This is a genomic window from Streptomonospora salina, from assembly GCF_014204715.1.
GTDB lineage: Bacteria > Actinomycetota > Actinomycetes > Streptosporangiales > Streptosporangiaceae > Streptomonospora > Streptomonospora salina.
Genome location: NZ_JACHLY010000001.1, coordinates 605,596 through 625,203 on the forward strand (window position 1 = coordinate 605,596; position 19,608 = coordinate 625,203).

17 protein-coding genes and 1 riboswitch are annotated in these 19,608 nt (G+C 73.1%); of the genes, 9 read left to right on the forward strand and 8 right to left on the reverse strand.

The annotated features are described in order from the left end of the window. Window positions 1-3: 3 nt before the first annotated feature. The 3 genes from HNR25_RS02775 to HNR25_RS02785 all read right to left on the reverse strand — a co-directional run bounded on the left by HNR25_RS02775 (window position 4) and on the right by HNR25_RS02785 (window position 2,967). A complete protein-coding gene (locus HNR25_RS02775; protein WP_184633180.1) occupies window positions 4-1,635 on the reverse strand; it encodes a long-chain fatty acid--CoA ligase in 1,632 nt (543 codons plus the stop codon). 261 nt (window positions 1,636-1,896) lie between these two features. Further along, on the reverse strand, window positions 1,897-2,550 hold the full coding sequence (thiE, locus tag HNR25_RS02780; protein WP_312862318.1) for a thiamine phosphate synthase: 654 nt from the start codon (window positions 2,548-2,550) through the stop codon (window positions 1,897-1,899). Between the two features lie 57 nt (window positions 2,551-2,607). Beyond that, window positions 2,608-2,967 (reverse strand): Rv2175c family DNA-binding protein, encoded by a 360-nt coding sequence (locus HNR25_RS02785; protein WP_184633181.1) that lies wholly within the window; start codon window positions 2,965-2,967, stop codon window positions 2,608-2,610. A gap of 150 nt (window positions 2,968-3,117) precedes the next feature. Continuing rightward, window positions 3,118-3,231: riboswitch (TPP riboswitch) on the forward strand. Between HNR25_RS02785 and thiO the strand changes: the two genes are divergently transcribed. From thiO to HNR25_RS02810, 5 genes are all read left to right on the forward strand, one after another. Further along, a complete protein-coding gene (gene thiO / locus HNR25_RS02790; RefSeq protein WP_312862319.1) occupies window positions 3,228-4,442 on the forward strand; it encodes a glycine oxidase ThiO in 1,215 nt (404 codons plus the stop codon). (Overlaps the previous riboswitch by 4 nt.) Then, complete coding sequence (thiS, locus tag HNR25_RS02795) at window positions 4,439-4,639, forward strand: sulfur carrier protein ThiS (protein WP_184633182.1); 201 nt, start codon at window positions 4,439-4,441, stop codon at window positions 4,637-4,639. Before thiO ends, thiS begins: the two co-directional genes overlap by 4 nt. 92 nt (window positions 4,640-4,731) lie before the next feature. Next, entirely contained in the window at window positions 4,732-5,583 is an 852-nt protein-coding gene (locus HNR25_RS02800; protein ID WP_184633183.1) for a thiazole synthase, read from the forward strand. A gap of 173 nt (window positions 5,584-5,756) precedes the next feature. Further along, complete coding sequence (gene pknB / locus HNR25_RS02805) at window positions 5,757-7,715, forward strand: Stk1 family PASTA domain-containing Ser/Thr kinase (RefSeq protein WP_184633184.1); 1,959 nt, start codon at window positions 5,757-5,759, stop codon at window positions 7,713-7,715. 64 nt (window positions 7,716-7,779) lie between these two features. Then, a complete protein-coding gene (locus HNR25_RS02810; RefSeq protein ID WP_184633185.1) occupies window positions 7,780-8,445 on the forward strand; it encodes a response regulator in 666 nt (221 codons plus the stop codon). A gap of 215 nt (window positions 8,446-8,660) precedes the next feature. Here the strand turns inward: HNR25_RS02810 and glpK are convergent, their stop codons facing one another. Next, window positions 8,661-10,139, reverse strand: coding sequence for a glycerol kinase GlpK (gene glpK / locus HNR25_RS02815; protein ID WP_184633186.1), 1,479 nt, complete (start codon window positions 10,137-10,139; stop codon window positions 8,661-8,663). A 275-nt stretch (window positions 10,140-10,414) separates the two neighbouring features. On the opposite strand from glpK, the gene HNR25_RS02820 reads away from it, so the two are divergent. Then, the gene (locus HNR25_RS02820; protein ID WP_184633187.1) at window positions 10,415-11,440 is read left to right on the forward strand and encodes a 6-phosphofructokinase; all 1,026 of its coding nucleotides are present in this window, start codon (window positions 10,415-10,417) and stop codon (window positions 11,438-11,440) included. Window positions 11,441-11,665: 225 nt separating this feature from the next. Next, a complete protein-coding gene (gene thiI / locus HNR25_RS02825; RefSeq protein WP_246463940.1) occupies window positions 11,666-12,931 on the forward strand; it encodes a tRNA uracil 4-sulfurtransferase ThiI in 1,266 nt (421 codons plus the stop codon). Between the two features lie 97 nt (window positions 12,932-13,028). On the opposite strand, the gene aroF is transcribed toward thiI, so the two are convergent. Next, window positions 13,029-14,075, reverse strand: coding sequence for a 3-deoxy-7-phosphoheptulonate synthase (gene aroF / locus HNR25_RS02830; protein WP_184638739.1), 1,047 nt, complete (start codon window positions 14,073-14,075; stop codon window positions 13,029-13,031). Between the two features lie 306 nt (window positions 14,076-14,381). Between aroF and HNR25_RS02835 the strand changes: the two genes are divergently transcribed. Then, window positions 14,382-15,014 (forward strand): molybdopterin-dependent oxidoreductase, encoded by a 633-nt coding sequence (locus HNR25_RS02835; RefSeq protein ID WP_184633189.1) that lies wholly within the window; start codon window positions 14,382-14,384, stop codon window positions 15,012-15,014. Between the two features lie 35 nt (window positions 15,015-15,049). On the opposite strand, the gene macS is transcribed toward HNR25_RS02835, so the two are convergent. The 3 genes from macS to HNR25_RS02850 all read right to left on the reverse strand — a co-directional run bounded on the left by macS (window position 15,050) and on the right by HNR25_RS02850 (window position 18,068). Then, on the reverse strand, window positions 15,050-16,399 hold the full coding sequence (gene macS, locus HNR25_RS02840) for a MacS family sensor histidine kinase (RefSeq protein ID WP_221457418.1): 1,350 nt from the start codon (window positions 16,397-16,399) through the stop codon (window positions 15,050-15,052). Between the two features lie 92 nt (window positions 16,400-16,491). Continuing rightward, complete coding sequence (locus HNR25_RS02845; protein ID WP_184633190.1) at window positions 16,492-17,304, reverse strand: hypothetical protein; 813 nt, start codon at window positions 17,302-17,304, stop codon at window positions 16,492-16,494. Continuing rightward, window positions 17,301-18,068 carry an alpha/beta hydrolase gene (locus HNR25_RS02850; RefSeq protein WP_184633191.1) on the reverse strand — a complete coding sequence of 256 codons (768 nt, stop codon included), beginning with the start codon at window positions 18,066-18,068 and terminating at the stop codon, window positions 17,301-17,303. Before HNR25_RS02850 ends, HNR25_RS02845 begins: the two co-directional genes overlap by 4 nt. A 285-nt stretch (window positions 18,069-18,353) precedes the next feature. Here HNR25_RS02850 and HNR25_RS02855 point away from each other — a divergent pair, with 285 nt between their 5' ends. After that, window positions 18,354-19,259: a lysophospholipid acyltransferase family protein gene (locus HNR25_RS02855; RefSeq protein WP_312862320.1), complete on the forward strand. Its 906-nt coding sequence runs from the start codon at window positions 18,354-18,356 to the stop codon at window positions 19,257-19,259. Window positions 19,260-19,608 lie beyond the last annotated feature (349 nt).

A 19,608-nucleotide genomic window follows, 5' to 3' on the forward strand; every position in this document is an offset into this window, starting at 1 on the left:
GGGTCAGCCGCGGGCGTCGACGACCGTGAGGGCGCCCGAAGCCTGCCTGCTGCGCAGGGACTTCTTGTCGAACTTGCCGACACTGGTCTTGGGAACCTCGTCGACGAACGTCCAGAACTCCGGCAGCTGCCAGCGCGCCATGCGACCGGACAGGAACGTGCGCAGCTCCGCGGCGTCGGCGGCGGCGCCCTCCTTGAGGACGACGGCGACCATGGGCCGCTCGTCCCACCGGGGGTCGGGCACGGCGACGACCGCGGCCTCGGCCACCGCCGGGTGGGCCATGACGGCGTTCTCCAGCTCGACCGAGGAGATCCACTCGCCGCCCGACTTGATGACGTCCTTGGCGCGGTCGGTGAGCCGCAGGAAGCCGTCCGGGGACAGGGTGCCGACGTCGCCGGTGCGCAGCCAGCCGTCGTGGAACTTCTCCGGGTCCTCGGCGCCGTAGTAGGAGCCGGTCACCCAGGGACCGCGCACCTCCAGCTCGCCGACGCCGGAGCCGTCGTGGGGCATCGGCGCGCCGTCGGGGCCGATGAGCCGGCCCTGCACCGCGGCCGGCAGGCGCCCCTGGCTGAGGCGGTAGGTCCAGCGGTCCTCGCCGGTGGCGGCGGCCGGGGGGCGGGCGAAACTCCCCAGCGGGGAAGTCTCGGTCATGCCCCAGGCGTGCAGGACCGGGACCCCGTAGAGTTCCTCGAACCGCTGCATCATCGCGGGCGGGCAGGCCGATCCGCCCACAACGACGCTGTGCAGCGACGAGACGTCGCGAGGCGCGGACTCCAGCTCCTCCAGCAGGCCCTGCCAGACGGTGGGCACGGCGGCGGCGACGGTGGGGCGCTCCGCCTGGACCATGTCGGCGAGCGCGCCCGGCTGCAGGAAGCGGTCGGGCAGCAGCATCGAGGCGCCGACCATGAGCGCGGCGAAGGGCAGGCCCCAGCTCATGGCGTGGAACATCGGCACGACCGCCAGCGCCGTGTCGCTCTGGGCGACGGCCTTGCCGTCGGTCATGCACACCTGCATGGAGTGCAGGTAGATGGACCGGTGGCTGTAGACCACGCCCTTGGGCGCCCCGGTGGTTCCGGATGTGTAGCACATGGCGGCGCCGTCGCGCTCGTCGGTCTCGGGCCAGTCGAAGGTCTCGGGGCGGTCGGCGATGAGGGCTTCGTAGGAGTGCACGCCGACACCGTCGGCGGCGGCCGGCAGGTCCCCGGGGTCGTCTCCGGTGACGATCACGTGGCGCACGGTGCGCAGCCGCGGCAGGATCGGCGCGAACAGCGGCACCAGGGAGGCGTCGACGATGACGACGTGGTCCTCGGCGTGGTCGGCGATGTAGGCGACCTGGTCGGAGTGCAGCCGGATGTTGAGCGTGTGCAGCACCGCACCCATGGCCGGGACGGCGAAGTAGGCCTCCAGGTGCTCCTGGTTGTTCCACTGGAAGGTGGCCACGCGCTCGTCGCCGGTGACACCCAGCTCGCGCAGCGCGTGGGCGAGCCGGGCGGCGCGGGCGCCGACCTCGCCGAGAGTGGAGCGGCGCGGTTCGCCGCCGGTCCAGGTGGTGATGCGGGCGTCGCCGTGCACCGATGTCCCGTAGCGGACGAGATTGCCGATGGACAGCGGGACGTCCTGCATGGTGCTGCGCATTCGCCCTCACCCTTCGCGCTGCGTGGATGTGACTGGTGCCACTGACGCTAGAAGGTGCGGGGCGCAGTGGGAAGCGCGCCCGCGGCATCGTTACCTAACATTGTTAGGCGAGCGGGCGGCCGCCGCACGGTGCGGGCGCGAACCCGGCGCACCGGCACACCGGGGCTCGGGGCCGGCGCGCTGCCGCCGTGGCGGATCCGCCGCCCCGGCGGCGGCCCCGGAACGACACACCGTGCGCCGGTCGGGTAACCGCGACGTCTCTCAGGCGTGCGCGGCAGCGAGCCTGCGCCGGAACTCCGCCGCGGCGGCGCGCGGGTCCGCGGCGTCGGCGACGGCGCGCACGACGACTACGCGGCGGGCACCGGCCCCGATCACGCGGTCGAGGTTGGCCAAGTCGATGCCGCCGATGGCGAACCACGGGCGGTCGGGGGCCATCGCGGCGGTGCGCTCCACCAGTTCCAGCCCGGCGGCCGAGCGGCCCGGCTTGGTGGGGGTCGACCAGGTGGGGCCGACGCAGAAGTAGTCGACGCCCTGCTCCTCGGCCGAGGCGGCCGCCAGCACCGCGTCGCGGTTGGAGCGGCCGATCAGCGGACCGGGGCCGAGGACGGCGCGCGCATCCGGCACCGGCAGGTCGCCCTGGCCCAGGTGGAGCACGTCGGCGCCCGCCGCCAGCGCGATGTCGGCACGGTCGTTGACCGCCATCAGGGCGCCGTGGCGCGCGCACGCCTCGCGCACGGTCTCCAGCGCGGCCAGCTCCCGGCGTGCCTCCAGGGACTTGTCGCGCAGCTGGACGATGTCGACGCCGCCGGCCAGCGCGGCGTCGAGGAACTCCGCCAGGTCGCCCCGGTCGGTGCGGGCGTCGGTGCACAGGTACAGGCGCGCCCGGTCCAGGCGCTCTCGCAGACTCGCGTTCACCGGGCCAGGGTAACCGGGGCCGCTACCCGGCCGACCGCCGCGACCGGTCGGGGGCCGTCAGAACGCCATGGCCTGGGCGCGGCGACGCACCTCGGTGCCGCGGTTCTCGATCAGCGCCTCGATGGGCGCGCCCGGAAGCGACTCGTCCGGGGTGAACATCCACTGCAGCGCTTCCTCGGTGCTGAAACCGGAGTCGGCGAGGACGGTGAGCGTGCCGGGCAGGCCCTTGACGACGTCGCCTGCGGAGATGAATGCGGCGGGGATGTGCAGTTCGCCCTTGCGCCGGACACCCAGCAGCTTGTGTTCGGAGATGAACTGCTTGACGCGGTTGGGGCTGACGTTCAGCTCCGTGGCCGCCTCTTTCAGCGTCATCCATTCGCCGATGAGGGCGTCGGTATCGCGGTCGTTCTCGTTCACCTTCCCAATGTCCCACACCCGGACCCGATACCGAACGCCTCCGCGCGCCGCTGCGTATCGCCGCTGCGGCGCCGTACCGCCCGCCCTCCGCGCGGCGGCGGACCGGCGATCGCCTTCCGCCGAGCGCGGCCCCTAGAATGGGCGGCGGACGAGATCACCCGCGGGAGCCGGGACGGGACCCGGCTGAGAGGGAGGCTGGCGGCCTCCGACCGCAAGAACCTGATCCGGGTCGTACCGGCGAAGGAAGTGGCAGCAGGGACGTGTCAGTGACAACCCCCTCCTCGCAGTCGCCCGCCGACGTGCTGGTGGTCGGTGCCGGGCTCATCGGACTGGCCACCGCATGGCGCGCCGCCCGCGCCGGGCTGAGCGTCACCGTCGTGGCCGAATCGTTCGGCGGCCCCTGCGCGTCGACCGTCGCCGCCGGGATGCTCACCCCCGCCACCGAGGCCTCCTTCGGCGAGGAGGAGCTGATGCGCCTGTGCGTGCGCTCCCGCGACCTCTTCCCCGGGTTCGTCGCCGAGCTGGAGCAGGACGGCGGATCGCCGGCCGGCTACCGCGCCGAGGGAACGCTTCAGGTCGCCTTCGACGCCGACGACATGGCCCGGCTGGGCCACCTCGGCGATCTGCGCACGCGGCTGGGGCTCGGCACCGAGCGGCTGACCGGGCGCGAATGCCGACGGCTGGAGCCGATGCTCGCGCCGTCGGTGCGGGGCGGCTACCTGGCCGCCGGCGACCACTCGGTCGACCCCCGCGCACTGCTGCAAGCGCTGCGGGCGGCCGCCGAGCGCTGCGGGGCCGTGGGGGTGCGCGACCGCGTCCGCCGGCTCGTCGTCGACGGCGACGGGCGCGCCCGCGGCGTCGCACTCGACTCCGGCGGCGAGATCGCCGCCGGGCAGGTGGTGCTCGCCGCCGGCGTGGACACCCCCTCCATCGCGGGGATCCCCGAAGGGGTCGTGCCGCCGCTGCGTCCCGTCAAGGGCCAGTTGCTGCGCCTGCGCACGCCCGAGGGCGAGCCGCCCCCGGTCACCCGCACGGTGCGGGGCCTGGTCAAGGGGTCGCCCGTCTATTTGGTGCCGCGCGAGACCGGGGAGATCGTGCTGGGCGCGACCCAGGAGGAACAGGGATTCGACACCCGGCTGACCGCCGGCGGGCTGTGGGAGGTGCTGCGCGACGCCCACGAGCTGGTGCCCGGAGTCAGCGAGCTGGAGGTCGCCGAGACCTGCGTGGGGCTGCGGCCCGGATCGCCCGACAATGAACCGCTGCTGGGACCGACCGCGGTACCCGGCTTGCAGCTGGCCGCCGGCCACTTCCGGCACGGGGTGCTGCTGGCCCCGGTCACCGGCGACGCCATGGCCCGGGCACTGACCACCGGCGCGCTCCCCGACTACGCGCGCAGGTTCGCCGCCACCCGCTCCACGGGCGGTCCCGGGGCCGCCGGCGCGGACGGCGGCCCCACCGAGGGAGGCGAGCAGTGAACGTGATCATCAACGGCGAGCGCCGCGCTGTGGAACCGCGCACAACGGTCGCAGACGTCGTGCGGTCGCTGACACAGGATTCCGGCGGCGTCGCCGTCGCGCTCAACGACGAGGTCGTACCCAAGGCCGGCTGGGCCGTCACGGAGGTCGGCGACAGCGACCGCGTCGACGTGCTCACCGCAGTCCAAGGCGGCTGATGCGGCCTCTCCCCCGACTGCGGCGGGCGGGTCCCACCGGATTCTCCCGATTCTCCCGTCGCCGGACGGGAGAGGAACGACGAGGAGGCACCATGCCCCACACGCACACCACGGCGGGCGCCGAGCCCGCCGACGCCCCGTCCGGCGCCCCGCAGGGGGCGGCACAGAGGCCCGGCGCGCACGCCGACGAGGACCCCCTGGTGATCGCCGGGCGACCGTTCGCGTCCCGGCTGATCACCGGCACCGGCGGCGCCCCGTCGCTGCGCGTGCTGGAGGACGCGCTCACCGCCTCGGGCACCGAACTGACCACCGTCGCGCTGCGCCGCGTCTCCCCCGACGCCGAGGGCTCGGTGTGGGACGTGCTGCACCGCAACGGGATCCGGCCGCTGCCCAACACCGCGGGCTGCTTCACCGCGGGCGACGCGCTGCGCACCGCGCGCCTGGCCCGCGAGGCGCTGGAGACCGACTGGATCAAGCTGGAAGTCGTCGCCGACGAGCGCACCCTGCTGCCCGACCCGGTCGAGCTGCTCGACGCGGCCGAGCGCCTGGTCGACGACGGATTCACCGTCCTGCCCTACACCAACGACGACCCGGTCCTGGCGCGGCGCCTGGAGCAGGTGGGCTGCACCGCGGTGATGCCGCTGGGCGCACCCATCGGCTCGGGGCTGGGGATCCGCAACCCGCACAACATCGAGTTGATCGTGGAGCAGGCGGGCGTCCCGGTGGTCGTCGACGCCGGCATCGGCACCGCGAGCGAAGCGGCGCTGGCCATGGAGCTGGGCTGCGACGCGGTGATGCTGGCCACCGCCGTCACCCGCGCCCGGGACCCGGTGCTGATGGCGGGAGCCATGCGCGACGCCGTCCACGCCGGCCGCGCCGCCTACCGCGCCGGGCGGGTCCCGGTCCGGCGCTACGCCCGGGCCTCCTCGCCGGCCGTGGACTGACCGCAGCGCCTGCCGCCGCACGCCGAAACGGCGGACACAACGGCGGACACGAGGAACCGACTTCCCTCCGGTCCGGTGCGTCGCCGCAGGCCGGGGGACGTGCCCCCGATCGTTCGCGTCCCGCGTCCCCGCTGGCACCACCCGCGGACGCGGGACGCCTTAGACTCCCGAGTGTGGACATGACGACTGCCGACCCTCTGGTGGGCACGACACTCGATCAGCGCTACCACGTCGAAGCGCGGGTGGCCAGTGGCGGTATGGCCACGGTCTATGTCGCTCGCGATCTTCGCTTGGACCGCCGCCTGGCCTGCAAGGTGATGCACGCTTCACTGGCCCAGGACCCGTCGTTCGTGCGCCGGTTCATCAACGAGGCGCACTCGGTGGCCAAGCTCTCCCACCCTAACGTGGTGCAGGTCTACGACCAGGGGACCGATCGCGGCCACGTGTACCTGGCCATGGAGTACGTGCCCGGCAGGACGCTGCGCGACATGCTCAACGAGCGCGGGCGCCTGTCTGCGGACGACGCGCTGGCCGTGATCTCGCCGGTGCTGGCGGCGCTGGGCGCCGCGCATCAGGCGGGGCTCGTCCACCGCGACGTCAAGCCCGAGAACGTGCTGCTCACCGAGGACGGCCGGGTCAAGGTCGCCGACTTCGGCCTCGCGCGGGCGGTGGAGTCCGCCCAGCAGGGCAACACCCGCACCGGCGCCGTGATGGGCACCGCCGCCTACCTGGCCCCCGAGCAGATCGAGCAGGGCACCGCCGACGCGCGCACCGACGTCTACGCGGCCGGGATCATGCTCTACGAGCTGCTGACCGGTTCCCAACCGCACACCGGCGACTCCCCCATCGCCATCGCCTACCAGCACGTCAACGAGGACGTTCCGCGCCCGTCGCGGACGGTGGCGGGCCTGCCGCCGGAGATCGACACGCTGGTCACCCGCGCCACCGAGCGCGATGCCGGCTACCGGCTGGGCGACGCCGGCCAGTATCTCGCGGCTGTGCTCAACGCCAAGTCGGCGCTGCCGGCCGGCGGTGCCGCTGCGGCCGATACGGCCCACGTGGGCGACGTCCGGGCGACGGGCGTCCTGCCGGCCTCCGACGGAGACACCAGCACCCTGGAGGTCGGGGTCGGCGGCCTGGCCGACGAGGAGCCGCCCGGCCCGGCGCGCGGCCGGCGCCGCGGGCCGGACCGCCGCACGTACCCGATGCTGCTGGTCGCCGGTGTGCTCGCGGTGGTGCTGCTGGGGTTCGGCTGGTGGTTCCTGCTGGGCCGCTACGAGCCCGTCCCCGACGTCGTCGGCATGCAGGAGCACGGTGCCCGCGCGGTTCTGGGCGGCGTGCCCGTGCAGATCGACGTGGGCGACGGCCGCGTCTACTCCGAGCAGGAGGCCGGATCCGTCGCCGAGGTCGAACCCGCCGTGGACGAGCGCGTCCTGCCCGGCGAGACCGTCACGATCCTCCTGTCCAAGGGGCCGCGCAGCGTGTCCATGCCCGACCTGGTGGGCCAGGACGTCGCCGACGCACGCTCGGCGCTGGAGGACGGCGGTTTCGCCGACATCGTGGAGGAGGAGACCTCCTCCCAGGAACACCCGGCCGGGGCGGTGATCAGCACCGACCCCGAGCCGGGCGCCGAGGCCGACCGGGAGGAGCCGGTCACCCTCACCGTCAGCGAGGGATTCGACGTCCCCGATGTCGCCGGCGTGCAGCAGGACCAGGCGCAGTCCACGCTTGAGGAGGCGGGGCTGCAGGTCTCGGTCTCCGAGGAGCCCAGCGAGGACGTCCCCGAAGGGGAGGTGATCTCGCAGGATCCCGCCGCGGGCGCGACCGTCAGCTCCGGCGACACCGTCACGATCACCGTCTCCTCGGGACCCGACCGGATCGAGATCCCGGACGTGACGGGGTGGAAGGTCGACGACGCCAAGAAGCGCCTGGAGGAGCTGGGCTTCAAGGTGAAGGTCACCCGCGTACTCGGGGGCGACAACGTCACCGGCTACAGCCCGCAGGGGGCGGCCGAAAAGGACACCGAGATCGAGCTGGTCGCCAGCCCGTTCCCGCCCGGCGGCGACGACGGCGGCGGCGACGACGGCGGCAACGGCAACGGCAACGGGGGCGGCAACGGGGGCGGCGACTGATCCGCACGCGCTCCGGGCCGCTCCGTCGCCCCGCCGCCGGTGCGGTGTTCGCTAGAGTCGCCCTATGGCAGAGGATGCGATCCGCGTCATGGTCGTCGACGACCACCCGATGTGGCGCGATGCGGTGGCGCGCGATCTCGCCGAGGCCGGCCTGGACGTGGTGGCCACCGCGGGCGAAGGCGCCAAGGCGGTGCGCGTAGCCCCGGCGGCGCGGCCCACGGTGGCCGTGATCGATCTCCAGCTGCCCGACATCGGGGGTGTGGAGGTGACCCGTCGGCTGTTGGACGGAGCCGAGCCGCCGCGGGTGCTGGTGCTGTCGGCCAGCGGCGAGCAGGCCGACGTTCTGGAGGCGGTCAAGGCCGGCGCCACCGGCTACCTGGTCAAATCGGCCGGGCGCGCGGAGCTGCTGGAAGCCGTGCGCGGGGTGCACGCCGGCGAGGCGGTCTACACGCCCGGGCTGGCGGGACTGGTGCTGGGCGAGTACCGGCGGATGGCCGCCGCCCCCGGGCACTCCGACGCGTCGGCCGCGCCGTCGCTGACGCCGCGCGAAACCGAGGTGCTGCGGCTGGTGGCCAAGGGGCTGGGCTACAAGCAGATCGCCGATCGGCTTTCGGTATCCCACCGCACCGTGCAGAACCACGTGCAGAACACGCTGAACAAGCTGCACCTGCACAATCGGGTCGAGTTGGCGCGCTACGCCATCGACCGGGGACTCGACGGCGAGGACTGAACCATGGTCCCTCCAGGGGCACCGGGTCCGGGAAAGCACGAAGAGGTTCCCGCTGATCTGGCCCCGGTCCCGACTATCGCGAGGTTTTCACCGGCATACCGCGCCGGAGAACGCTGACAACCACGCGCTCGTTCTCGGCGGACCCGACACGTACCAGCTCGCAACCGCAGCGTCGGCGTCGAGGGGCGGGCGGCCTCCGCCGCCCGCCCCGCGGCTCAGCCCAGTTCGGCCCAGCCCTTGGAGCGCTCGACGGCGGTGCGCCAGCGCCGGTGGGCGGCGTCGTCGCGCGCACCGGGCTCGAAGCGGCGGTCCAGCTTCCAGGTCCGGACCAGCTCGTCGGTGGAGGACCACACGCCGGTGCCCAGCCCGGCCAGGAACGCGGCGCCCAGCGCCGTGGTCTCCTGTACCTCGGGCCGGGCCACACCGACCTGCAGCTGGTCGGCCTGGATCCGGCAGAGCAGGTCGTTGGTGGAGGCTCCGCCGTCCACGCGCAGCTCGGGCATCGTGGTCCCGGACGCCGCGGCCATGGCCTCGGCGACGTCGCGCACCTCGAAGGCGATGGCGTCCAGGGTGGCGCGGGCGATGTGGGCCCGCTGAGTGGCGCGGGTGATGCCGAAGATCGTGCCGCGCGCATGGGGGTCCCAGTCGGGGGCTCCCATGCCCGTCAGGGCCGGGACGAACACGACGCCGCCGGAATCGGGAACGGTGGCGGCCAGGCCTTCGGACTGGGCTGCGCTGTCGATGAGCCCCAGCCCGTCGCGTAGCCACTGCACGGCCGCGCCGGTGACGAAGATCGATCCTTCCAGCGCGTAGTCCAGGCGGCCGTCGGGATGCTGCCACAGCACCGTGCTCAGCAGGCCGTATTCGGGGGCCACGGGCCGGTCTCCGGTGTTGACCAGCACGAAGGAGCCGGTGCCGTAGGTGCACTTGGAGGAGCCGGGCGTGTAGCAGTTCTGGCCGAACATGGCGGCCTGCTGGTCGCCGGCGATGCCCGCGATGGGCAGCCGCAGCCCCAGGAACTCTTCGGGTGCGGTCTCGCCGACGACGCCGTAGGAGGGCACCACTTCGGGCAGGGCGGACCGGGGCACGCCCAGCAGGTCGCACATCTCCTGCGACCATTCCCCCCGGTGGATGTCGTAGAGGAGGGTGCGCGAGGCGTTGGAGGCGTCGGTGACGTGCCGGGCGCCGGCGGTCATGCGGCTGATGACGTAGGAGTCGACGGTGCCGACGACGGTCTCGCCCGATTCCACACCGCTCCAGGCCCGCTGGTCGTTGCGGCGCATCCAGGTGAGTTTGGTGCCGGTGAAGTAGGGGTCGAGGCGCAGGCCGGTGACCGCGGTGACGCGGTCCTCGTGCCCGGCCTCGCGCAGCTCCGAGCAGATCCCGGCGGTGCGCCGGTCCTGCCAGACGATGGCTCTGCGCGGCGAACCGCCCCGCGTGCGGTTCCACAGCACCGCGGTCTCGCGCTGGTTGGTGATGCCGACGCAAGTGGGCTGGGAGTCGGTGGCGTCCAGGGCGGTCTGGCACGCCGCCAGGGTCGCCTGCCAGATCTCCTCGGGAATGTGCTCGACCCAGCCGTCTTCGGGGTAATGCTGGGCGAACTCCTGATAGCCGCGGGACAGGACACCACCGTTCTCGTCGACGACGAGGGCGGTGACGCCGGTCGTGCCGGCGTCGAGCGCAAGGACGGACATGGGTTGGCCTCCAGCACGTTGGGCGACTATGGTCTAGACCATGCAGACGGTGCGGGACTGAAGGCGCCGCCCCCAGCTCCGAACCGCCATCCAGGGGGTTTACCCCCGGGGTGCGGCTTCCAACGCCCGGCGGGCGCCTTCGGTGACACCGGCCACGATCGGGCCGCCTGTACCGCGGCACACGGCCGCTCCGCACCGCTTTGCACCGCCCGAAAGGCGCCCCCCGCGCCGACCGAGGCGGTCAGGATGTCCACAGGAATTCGAGGAGTGCACGCATGCGAGTCGGGGTGCTGACCGGTGGCGGCGACTGCCCGGGGCTGAACGCGGTCATCCGCGCAGTCGTCCGTAAGGGCATCAAGGACTACGGCTACGAGTTCGTCGGGTTCCGGGACGGCTGGCGCGGGCCGCTGGAAGGCGACACCATGCCCCTGGACCGGGCGGCCGTCAGCGGGATCCTGCCGCGCGGCGGAACGATCCTGGGGTCCTCGCGCACGAACCTGATGAAGATCGACGGCGGCGTCGAGCGCGTCAAGCAGAACATGAACGAGCAGGGCATCGACGCCCTGGTGGCCATCGGCGGCGAGGACACGCTGGGTGTGGCCACCCAGCTGACCGAGCAGGGCGTCAACGTCGTGGGTGTGCCCAAGACCATCGACAACGACCTCAACGCCACCGACTACACCTTCGGCTTCGACACGGCCGTCGGCATCGCCACCGACGCGATCGACCGGCTGCACACCACCGCCGAGTCGCACCACCGCGCACTGGTCGTGGAGGTCATGGGCCGCCACGCCGGCTGGATCGCGCTGCACTCGGGCATGGCCGCCGGAGCCAACGTGATCCTCATCCCCGAGCGCCCCTTCGACATCGGGGAGGTCGTGGAACACGTGGAGAGCCGGTTCCGCACCAACTACGCCCCGATCCTCGTCGTCGCCGAGGGCGCCCACCCCGAGGAAGGCCAGATGGAGCTGTCCGCCGGCGAGAAGGACGCCTTCGGCCACGTGCGGCTGGGCGGCATCGGTCAGCGCCTCTCCGAGGAGATCGAGTCGCGCACCGGCAAGGAGGCCCGCTCGGTGGTGCTGGGCCACGTGCAGCGCGGCGGCACCCCCTCGGCTTTCGACCGGGTGCTGGCCACGCGGCTGGGCGTCAACGCCATCGAGGCCGTGCACGACCAGGAGTACGGCAAGATGGTCGCGCTGCAGGGCACCGACATCAAGCGGGTGGACCTCTCGGCGGCCACCGACAAGCTCAAGACGGTGCCGGCCGAGCGCTTCGAGGAGGCCGAGGTCTTCTTCGGCTGAGTCCCGCCCGTACCGGGTCCGGCACCGCGCCCCCGGTCCGCCCGAACGCGGGCGGACCGGGGGCGCGTCGTGTCGCACGGTCGGGCTCGCGTCCGGTCCCCATGCGGGAATGCGTCCGTCGCGACCGGTCGTTGCGATGTTCGATACTGGAAGTGGCGGAGGGCGACGCCCTTCCGCCCTCCCCCGCATCCGTCGATTCATCAGGGAGCCGCTGTCATGGCCGTCATGTCCGAGCACGAGGCCGTCGGAGGACGCGAGGCCGAGGCCGCGGTCCGCGACCGGACCGAGTCCGGACCGCATGAGCTGTGCGTCCTGATGAAGCTCGGCGAGATCGTACTCAAAGGCAGCAACCGCAGCCTGTTCGAACGCCGCCTGCACAACAACATCCGGTCCGCCGCCCGCGGCCTGAACCCGATCAAGCTGACCCGGCGCGGATCGGGTGTGGTGATCGTCCGCATGCCCGACGCCTCCGACACCGAGGTCGCCGAACTCGCCCACCGGATGAGCGACGTCATGGGCGTGGTGTGGGTGCACCTGGTGCGCCGCGTGCCCAAGGAGCTCGACACCGTAACGCGGGCCGCGGTCGCGGAGATGGAGGGCCGCAGGGGCTCCTTCGCGGTGCGGGCCCGCCGCCGCGACAAGCGGTTCCCGCTGACCTCCTCGCAGCTGGCCGGGCACGTGGGCGCGGCCGTCGTCGACGCCTACGGGCTCCCGGTCGACCTCAAGCGCCCCGAGAACACCGTCCACGTCGAGGTCGACAAGGACGAGGTGTTCGTCTTCACCGACGGAATCCCCGGCCAGGGCGGCCTGCCGGTGGGGATGAGCGGCCGCGCGCTGGTGCTGATGTCGGGCGGGATCGACTCCCCCGTGGCGGCGCACCGGATGATGCGCCGCGGCCTGAAAGTCGACTTCCTGCACTTCTCCGGCATGCCGTTCACCGGTCCGGAGTCCGTCTACAAGGCCTACAGCCTCGTGCGCCAGCTCGACCGGTACCAGGTGGGCTCGCGGCTGTTCGTCGTCCCCTTCGGCAAGGCCCAGCAGCAGCTGAAATCCTCCGGCACCGAACGGCTGCAGGTCATCGCCCAGCGCCGGCTGATGCTCAAGACGGCCGAGGCGCTGGCCGACGACCTCAAGGCCGAGGCGCTGGTCACCGGCGACGCGCTGGGCCAGGTCTCCAGCCAGACCATGACCAACCTGAAGGCGCTGGACGACGCGGTCGACCTCCCGATCCTGCGGCCGCTGGTCGGCATGGACAAGACCGAGATCATGGACGAGGCACGGCGCATGGCCACGCTGTCGATTTCCGAGCTGCCCGACGAGGACTGCTGCACGCTGCTCACGCCGCGCCAGGCCGAGACCGCCGCGAAGATCCCCGACCTGCGCCGGATCGAGAAGCGGCTGGACGCCGAAGAGCTGGCCGAGCACCTGCTCGCGGGCAAGAAGCTGCACCGGCCCAGCTTCCTGGGCGACGAGGCCCCGGAAAAGGTCTGATCCCGCCGGGCCGCTCCCCGGCCGGGGAGCGGCCCGGCGGGCGCCGCGGGCGGCGCCCGCCCTCCGGTCCCGGAGGCGTCCGGCGCGTCCCCGCCCGTCAGGCTCCGGCACCGACCCGCGCGGGCGCGGCGGTGAGGGTGCGGCCCACCATGGGCGACAGCGTGGCGGCGGCGTCGGCCAACTGCCGGATGTCGTCGCCGACCAGCGCCTGCGGACCGTCGCACAGCGCGGTCTCGGGGGTGGGGTGCACGTCGACGATGACTCCGTCGGCGCCGGCCGCGATCGCCGACCGCGACAGCGGCAGCACCAGATCGCGCTTGCCGCCGGAGTGCGAGGGGTCCACGATCACCGGCAGGTGCGACAGACTCTGGGCCACCGGGACGGCGCTGATGTCGAGGGTGTTGCGCGTGGCCTTCTCGAACGTGCGGATCCCGCGCTCGCACAGCACGATGTCGAGGTTGCCGCGCTGGGCGATGTACTCGGCGGCCATCAGCCACTCCTCGATGGTGGCGTTCATGCCGCGCTTGAGCAGGACGGGGCGGCCCGCCTCGCCCGCCGCCTGCAGCAGGGCGAAGTTCTGCATGTTGCGCGTGCCGATCTGGAGCATGTCGGCGTATCCGGCGACCAGGTCCACGTCGGCGGCGTCGACCACCTCGGTGACGATCGGCAGTCCGGTCTCCGCCCGCACGTCGGCGAGGATCTTCAGGCCGGTCTCGCCCAGCCCCTGGAAGGCGTACGGGGAGGTGCGGGGCTTGTAGGCGCCGCCGCGCAGCAGCGATGCGCCGGCGTCGCGGGCCATGTGCGCGGCCTGCAGCGTCTGGTCGGGGGTCTCGACCGCGCAGGGGCCGGCGATGACGGTCATGTTGTCGCCGCCGACCGGAACGCCGGCGACGCGGACCGTGGAGCGTCCGGGCTGGTTCTCGCTACTGACGAGCTTGTAGGGCACGCTGATACGCAGAACGTCGCTGACGCCCGGCATCGCGCGCAGGTCCAGGGTCTCGAACTGGCGCACATCGCCGACCAGGCCGATGATCGTGCGGCTGACGCCGCGGGTCACGTACGCCTCGCCCCCCGCACTGGCGACGAGGTCGACGAGGGCGTCGGTATGTTCGCGGGTGGCCCCGGGCCCCATGACGATGACCATTGTGTGCTGTCCCTTCGGCACGTGGACGTCCGTTCGCGGACGCGGTGGAGGTGGTCTGCCGGCTGGACGGGAGCGGGACCGGGCGGCGGATCCGGCCGGGCAGCAAAAGAGCCCCGGGCCGTTTCCGGCCCGGGGCTCTCGAAGTCGTCCGTGTCAGCGCAGCGCTTGGCGGGCGACCGTCCTAGCCGTGGGCCGGTAGCCATAAAAGCGCCAAAAGCTCTGCTGCATGTCTGCGACTATAACCCATTCGCCGACCGTGCCGTACGGGAGGAGGGGCCACGGTGCCGCACGCGCGCCCCTGGCAGGATGGCGGACGAGGCGCACGAAGGAGAGCGATTGTCGGATCAACCGCTGCCGCCGGGGCAGCACGTGCCGCGCGAACGGCCCGCCTTGCACTACGGCCCCGTGCCGCGGTTCCGTGCGCACAGATGGGATCTGCGCGTCTACGGGTTCACCGCGTCGCTGGGCGAGTTCCGGTGGAGCTGGCCCGAGTTCGACGCCCTGCCGCGCGTGGGCGCCGTCGCCGACTTCCACTGCGTGACCAGGTTCACTCTGCCCGGCGAGCACTGGAGCGGGGTCTCCACCGAGACGCTGGTGGAGCTGGCGCCGCCCGATCCGTCGGTGACCCACGTGATGGTGTGGGCCGAGTACGGCTACAGCGCCAACATGCGCCTCGACGACTTCCTCACCCGCGACGTGGTGCTGGCCACGCACCGCGACGGCGCGCGCCTCGCCCCCGAGTACGGCTATCCGGTGCGCCTGGTGGTGCCGCACCTGTACGGCTGGAAGAGCGTGAAATGGGTCCGCGCGGTCGAGTACCTGACTGCGGACCGCCGCGGCTTCTGGGAGGAGCGCGGCTACCACAACCGCGCCGACGCCTGGAAGGAGCAGCGCTACTCCTACCAGGAGGTGCCGGGCGACGGGCCGCGACCGGGCTAGCCGCCGGACGGGCCGGCCGGCGGCGGGCCCGGGGACTATCGGCGCCGGGCGGGCACGCGCATCTCGATCTCGGTACCCTGCCCGCGGGCCGTGGTGATCTCGGTCGTGCCGCCGAGGTCGGCGATGCGGCCGCGGATGGACTGGGCCAGGCCCAGCCGGCCCTGAGCGGCGGCCTCGTCGAGGCGTTCGGGAGCGATGCCGGGGCCGTCGTCGCGGACCGTCACCACGACGGTCTCGCCCTCGTCCTCCACCAGCAGCCAGACGCGGGTCCGGGGTGGGCAGTGGCGTTCGACGTTGCCCAGCGCTTCGCGCACGGCCGCGTCGAGCTCGCGGGCCGTCCGCGACGCCACGGCGACCTCGGCCGCCGGGGCCGAGACCGTGACGCGGGCCCCGGCGTGCGCGTCGAGCAGGGCCGCCACGTCGGCGGCCGGTGCCGCATCCCCTGCGGCGGGTACGGCCGCGAGGGCGCCCGCCGGGCCCTCCTGCGCGGCCGCCCCCGCCCGTCCGGCGGCCGCCGTGCCGTAGCGCCCGCCGATCAGCGCCCGCAAGCGGGCCTCCTGCTCGCCGGCGAGCGCCCCGAGTTCGGCGGCCTCGCCGCCCGCCTCGGCACCGCGCCGCTGGACCATCGCCAGTACCTGCAGCACGGAGTCGTGGATCGATCGGCCGAGCCGCTCGCGTTCGCGGGTGCGCGCCTCCAGTTCGACGGCTTCGGCGAAGCGGCGCTCGGCCGCAGCGGCGTAGTTCGCGAGGTAGCCGAGCGAGTACCCGGCCAACAGCAGCAGCACCACGCCGCGCGGGACCGCGGCGGTGACGGTCAGGCCCAGGCCCGTCCGCACCGCGATGTCGACCACGCCGTGGGCGAGCGCCGCGGCCAGGGCGATGCGCCGCCCGCCGAGTACGGCGGCGGCCAGCACCGCGCCCGCGAACCAGGTGGTGGTCAGCGGCGGGGCCATGCGCAGGTAGCCGGGTTCGACCGCCACGGCCGTGGCGGCCAGGCAGCCGAATGCGACGGCGAGGTCGGCGGCGAGCAGGGTCCGCCTGCGGCGGTGCGGGCGGGCGTAGAGCGCGGCGGAGGCGGCGGTCCAGGCGGCCATGGCGGACAGCACCGCCCATGCGGCCCACGGGCGTGCCAGCAGGTCGAGGTGCTGGACCATGAGGAAGACGGCGTAAACCATCGACGCGGCGCGGAAGACGGCGATCGCGCGCCACAGGGGCGTGGACAACCCCGGCGGCGCGGTGGACGGCTCGGCGCCTGCGGAGGGGCCGGCGGGCTCCGACCCCGCGGGGGCGGAGTCGGCGCGCCCGGCAACCGGGTGGCCGGAAGCGGTCCCCGGACCGTACTCGGAAGCCGTGACGGGGGCGGAATCGGGTGATTCGGCGCTCATCTGCGAGGGTCCTGCCGGCTGGGGAACGGGCGGGCACCGCGCCGCGGAGGGGCCGCGGCCGCGGAAGGGCACGGCGCCGAGCGCGGCGGGTGTCAGACCACGGCGCCGCCGTCGGGTCCTTCGTCTCCCGGCGGGCGGTCGCCCATGCGCACCACGAGCACCACGAACCCGGCGATGAAGGCGGCCACGGCCAGGAACGCCAGCCAGCCCGGCAGCGACGTCCCCAGCAGCATGGACCCGAGCAGCAGCAGGGGGCCGCCGAACAGCCCGGCCCACGAGAGGCGGCTGGTGAGGTCGCCCCGGGGCAGGGGCGGCGGCGGAGGCGGGACGAAGTGCTCGTGGTCGTCGCCGGGCTCGGCCGGGCGGACCACGCGGGCCTGGGGGGAGTCGCCGGCGCCCGCCTCCCCGGCGTCGTCGGTGTCGGCGGTCTCGGGCCCGCTCCCCGGGCCGGAGGCGCGCTCCCCGGTCGTCAGGTTCTCGGCCTCCGGCCAGGAGGCCTCGTCGGCGTCGGGGGTGTCGTAGAAGCGTGCGACCAGATCGGCCCACACCTCGTCGTCGCCGGCGGCGGGGCGGCCCGGTTCGGGATCGATGCGCGTCTGCCGGGGGGCGCTCTCGCCGGTTTCGGCGCCGCCCGGTTCGAGGCCGCGGCGCTCCAGGTCGGGCAGCTGGTCGCGGAGGATCTCCGCGGCCGCCGCACGCTCGCCGGCGTCGACGTAGAGGTGGTCGGTCGCCGATTCCTCCGCCCCGTCGGCGCGGTCGGGCACCCCTTCGTCCAGTTGCACGGCGTAGGCCGCGATCCCGCGCTCGCGCAGCGCCTCCAGCATCTGGTCGGCCAGAACCGCGGGAAGCACGATGAGCGGGAGGTAGGTCTCGGCGAGCAGGCCGTTGCCCCGGCGATGTGTCATCGCTTCGTCCCTTCCCCGCTTGTGCTGTGCTCGCGGACGAACGCGAGGCTGCCATCGAAGATGGTGGAGGCGTCGTAGTCCAACGTGGCCACGTGGTAGCTGTTGTCCAGAGAGTGGACGCGCAGCCGCGCGTTCACCGCCCTACTCGCGAGGATACGCAGACTCCGGGGCCCCACGACATGATCGTGCGGGCTCCGGTAGGCGAGAACCGGTGCTGTGATGGTCGCCATGTCCCGTTTCGTGACACGCCACAGCGCCGGGAGTGTCGCCGCGGCCGCGGTCGGCACCGTGTCGTAGGAGCCTTCCCCGACGCCGGGCTTCTTGATGTCGTCGCCCACGGACGGGGTCGCGGGCACTAGGGGCGCCAGCAGCCGTGCGACGGGCAGCAGCGGATTCTCCACGGCCAGCGACGGGTTCACCACCATCGCGCCGCGGACTGACTCGGGGTACAGCTGGGCCAGGCGCAGCGCCAGGCAGCCGCCCATCGACAGCCCGGCGACGAACACGGTGTCGCACAGCCCGCGCAGCCGCAGCAGCGCGGACTCCACCGCGGCCAGCCATTGCGCGCTCGTGGTCGCGGCCATCTCCTGCCACGAGGTGCCGTGTCCGGGCAGCAGCGGCACGTCGACGGTGAGACCGGCGTCGGCCAGGTGCCGGGCCCACGGCAGCATCGAGCGGGGCGAGCCGGTGAACCCGTGGCACAGCAGCACGCCGGTTCCACCGCCGGATCGGCGGTAGGGCTCGGCACCCGGCATCGTCGGCATGGTGGCCTCTCCTCGGCTCCGGTGGGGGACGCGGTCGGCGGCCGCATCCGCGCTCAACCGACCTTACGAAATTTGTACGCGCTCCGCTTCCCCCCGTTGCGGTCGCGGGCGGTGCCGCGCGGCCGGGTACGCGGGAGCCCGCGGCCATTACCTGCGGGTAACTTGTTCTGCCATTGGTGGTCGGCCGACGACAATGGGAAGATGACCGCGATCGATCGTGGAAGCGGGAAGACAGACGTGGCGAGTCCGTCGAGGCGCGCCCCGCGTGGGCGGAAGTGAGTGCCGGTGTTCTACTGGATTGTCAAGGCGTTTCTGGGGCCCGTGATCGCGGTGCTGTGGCAGCCGCGCGCCGAGGGCGTCGAGAACGTGCCCCGGCAGGGGCCGGCGATCATGGTCGGCAACCACCTGTCCTTCTCCGACCACTTCTTCGGCCCGCTCCCCCTGCCCCGCAAGATCACCTTTCTGGCCAAGGCCGAGTACTTCACCGGAACCGGCCCCAAAGGCCTGCTCAGCCGCCTCTTCTTCACCGGGGTCGGGCAGATCCCCATCGACCGCTCCGGCGGCAAGTCCAGTGAGGCCGCTCTGCGCACCGGGCTGAAAGTACTCAAGCAGGGCCGGCTGCTGGGCATCTACCCCGAGGGCACCCGCTCACCCGACGGCCGCCTCTACCGCGGACGCACGGGCGTGGCGCGCATGGCGCTGGAGTCCCGGGCACCGGTGGTCCCGATGGCCATGATCAACGCCGACAAGATCATGCCGCCCGGGCGCACCCTGCCCAAGCTCGGCATCCGGCCCAAGGCCGTCTTCGGCGAACCGCTGGACTTCTCCCGCTACTACGGCATGGAGAAGGACCCGCGGGTGCTGCGCGCCGTCACCGACGAGATCATGTACGCCCTCATGGAGCTGTCGGGGCAGGAGTACGTGGACCGCTACGCGCAGTCGGTCAAGTCGGAGCTGGATGCGGCGGCCAAGGAGGAGAAGAAGGAGCAGCAGGCCGGCGAGAAGGAGCGCAAGCGGGCCGAGCGCGGGGGCGCCGGGGCCGAGAGCGGCAAGCGCCGGGGCACGGGCACGGCGGCGCTCAAAGGCGCGCTCCGGCGCCGGAGGAAGAAGGAGCCCTCCGCCGACACCGACACCGCCCCCGAGGAGCCCGACGGCCGCACCTCCGGGAACGGCCCCGGCGCCGCCGCTTAGGCCCTCCCGGGCATCTCGCCGCGCACGGCGGGCGGGCCCCGGAATCCGCCGTGCGCACGCCGCCGCACGCACGTCTGCCGAAATCCCTGCAAGCCCTTGCACGGATTGCATCCGATTCCGCCGATCGACACGATCGCGTGACTTTCACGTACCGCGATCACCCCTGGCCGAGACGCGCCATCACGGGCACCCGCAGTGACGATCCGGCGGAGCTCCTATCGTTTCAGCAGCGCATACCCCTGCCATCGGCCACGCCCCCGGAATCCGACACCGGGCTGTGACCCCATTCACACACGCGCCTGCGCTTGCTAGATTCAGCCACCTGCCCCGCAAGATTTTTCAGCAATTG

Coding starts and splice junctions, on each gene's coding strand:
- HNR25_RS02850 (WP_184633191.1), bottom strand. CDS start 18,068: ATGCCGACGATGCCGGGTGCCGAGCCCTACCGCCGATCCGGCGGTGGA.
- macS (WP_221457418.1), bottom strand. CDS start 16,399: ATGAGCGCCGAATCACCCGATTCCGCCCCCGTCACGGCTTCCGAGTAC.
- aroF (WP_184638739.1), bottom strand. CDS start 14,075: ATGGTCATCGTCATGGGGCCCGGGGCCACCCGCGAACATACCGACGCC.
- HNR25_RS02845 (WP_184633190.1), bottom strand. CDS start 17,304: ATGACACATCGCCGGGGCAACGGCCTGCTCGCCGAGACCTACCTCCCG.
- HNR25_RS02820 (WP_184633187.1), top strand. CDS start 10,415: ATGCGAGTCGGGGTGCTGACCGGTGGCGGCGACTGCCCGGGGCTGAAC.
- thiI (WP_246463940.1), top strand. CDS start 11,666: ATGTCCGAGCACGAGGCCGTCGGAGGACGCGAGGCCGAGGCCGCGGTC.
- HNR25_RS02835 (WP_184633189.1), top strand. CDS start 14,382: ATGGCGGACGAGGCGCACGAAGGAGAGCGATTGTCGGATCAACCGCTG.
- glpK (WP_184633186.1), bottom strand. CDS start 10,139: ATGTCCGTCCTTGCGCTCGACGCCGGCACGACCGGCGTCACCGCCCTC.
- HNR25_RS02775 (WP_184633180.1), bottom strand. CDS start 1,635: ATGCGCAGCACCATGCAGGACGTCCCGCTGTCCATCGGCAATCTCGTC.
- HNR25_RS02800 (WP_184633183.1), top strand. CDS start 4,732: ATGCCCCACACGCACACCACGGCGGGCGCCGAGCCCGCCGACGCCCCG.
- HNR25_RS02810 (WP_184633185.1), top strand. CDS start 7,780: ATGGCAGAGGATGCGATCCGCGTCATGGTCGTCGACGACCACCCGATG.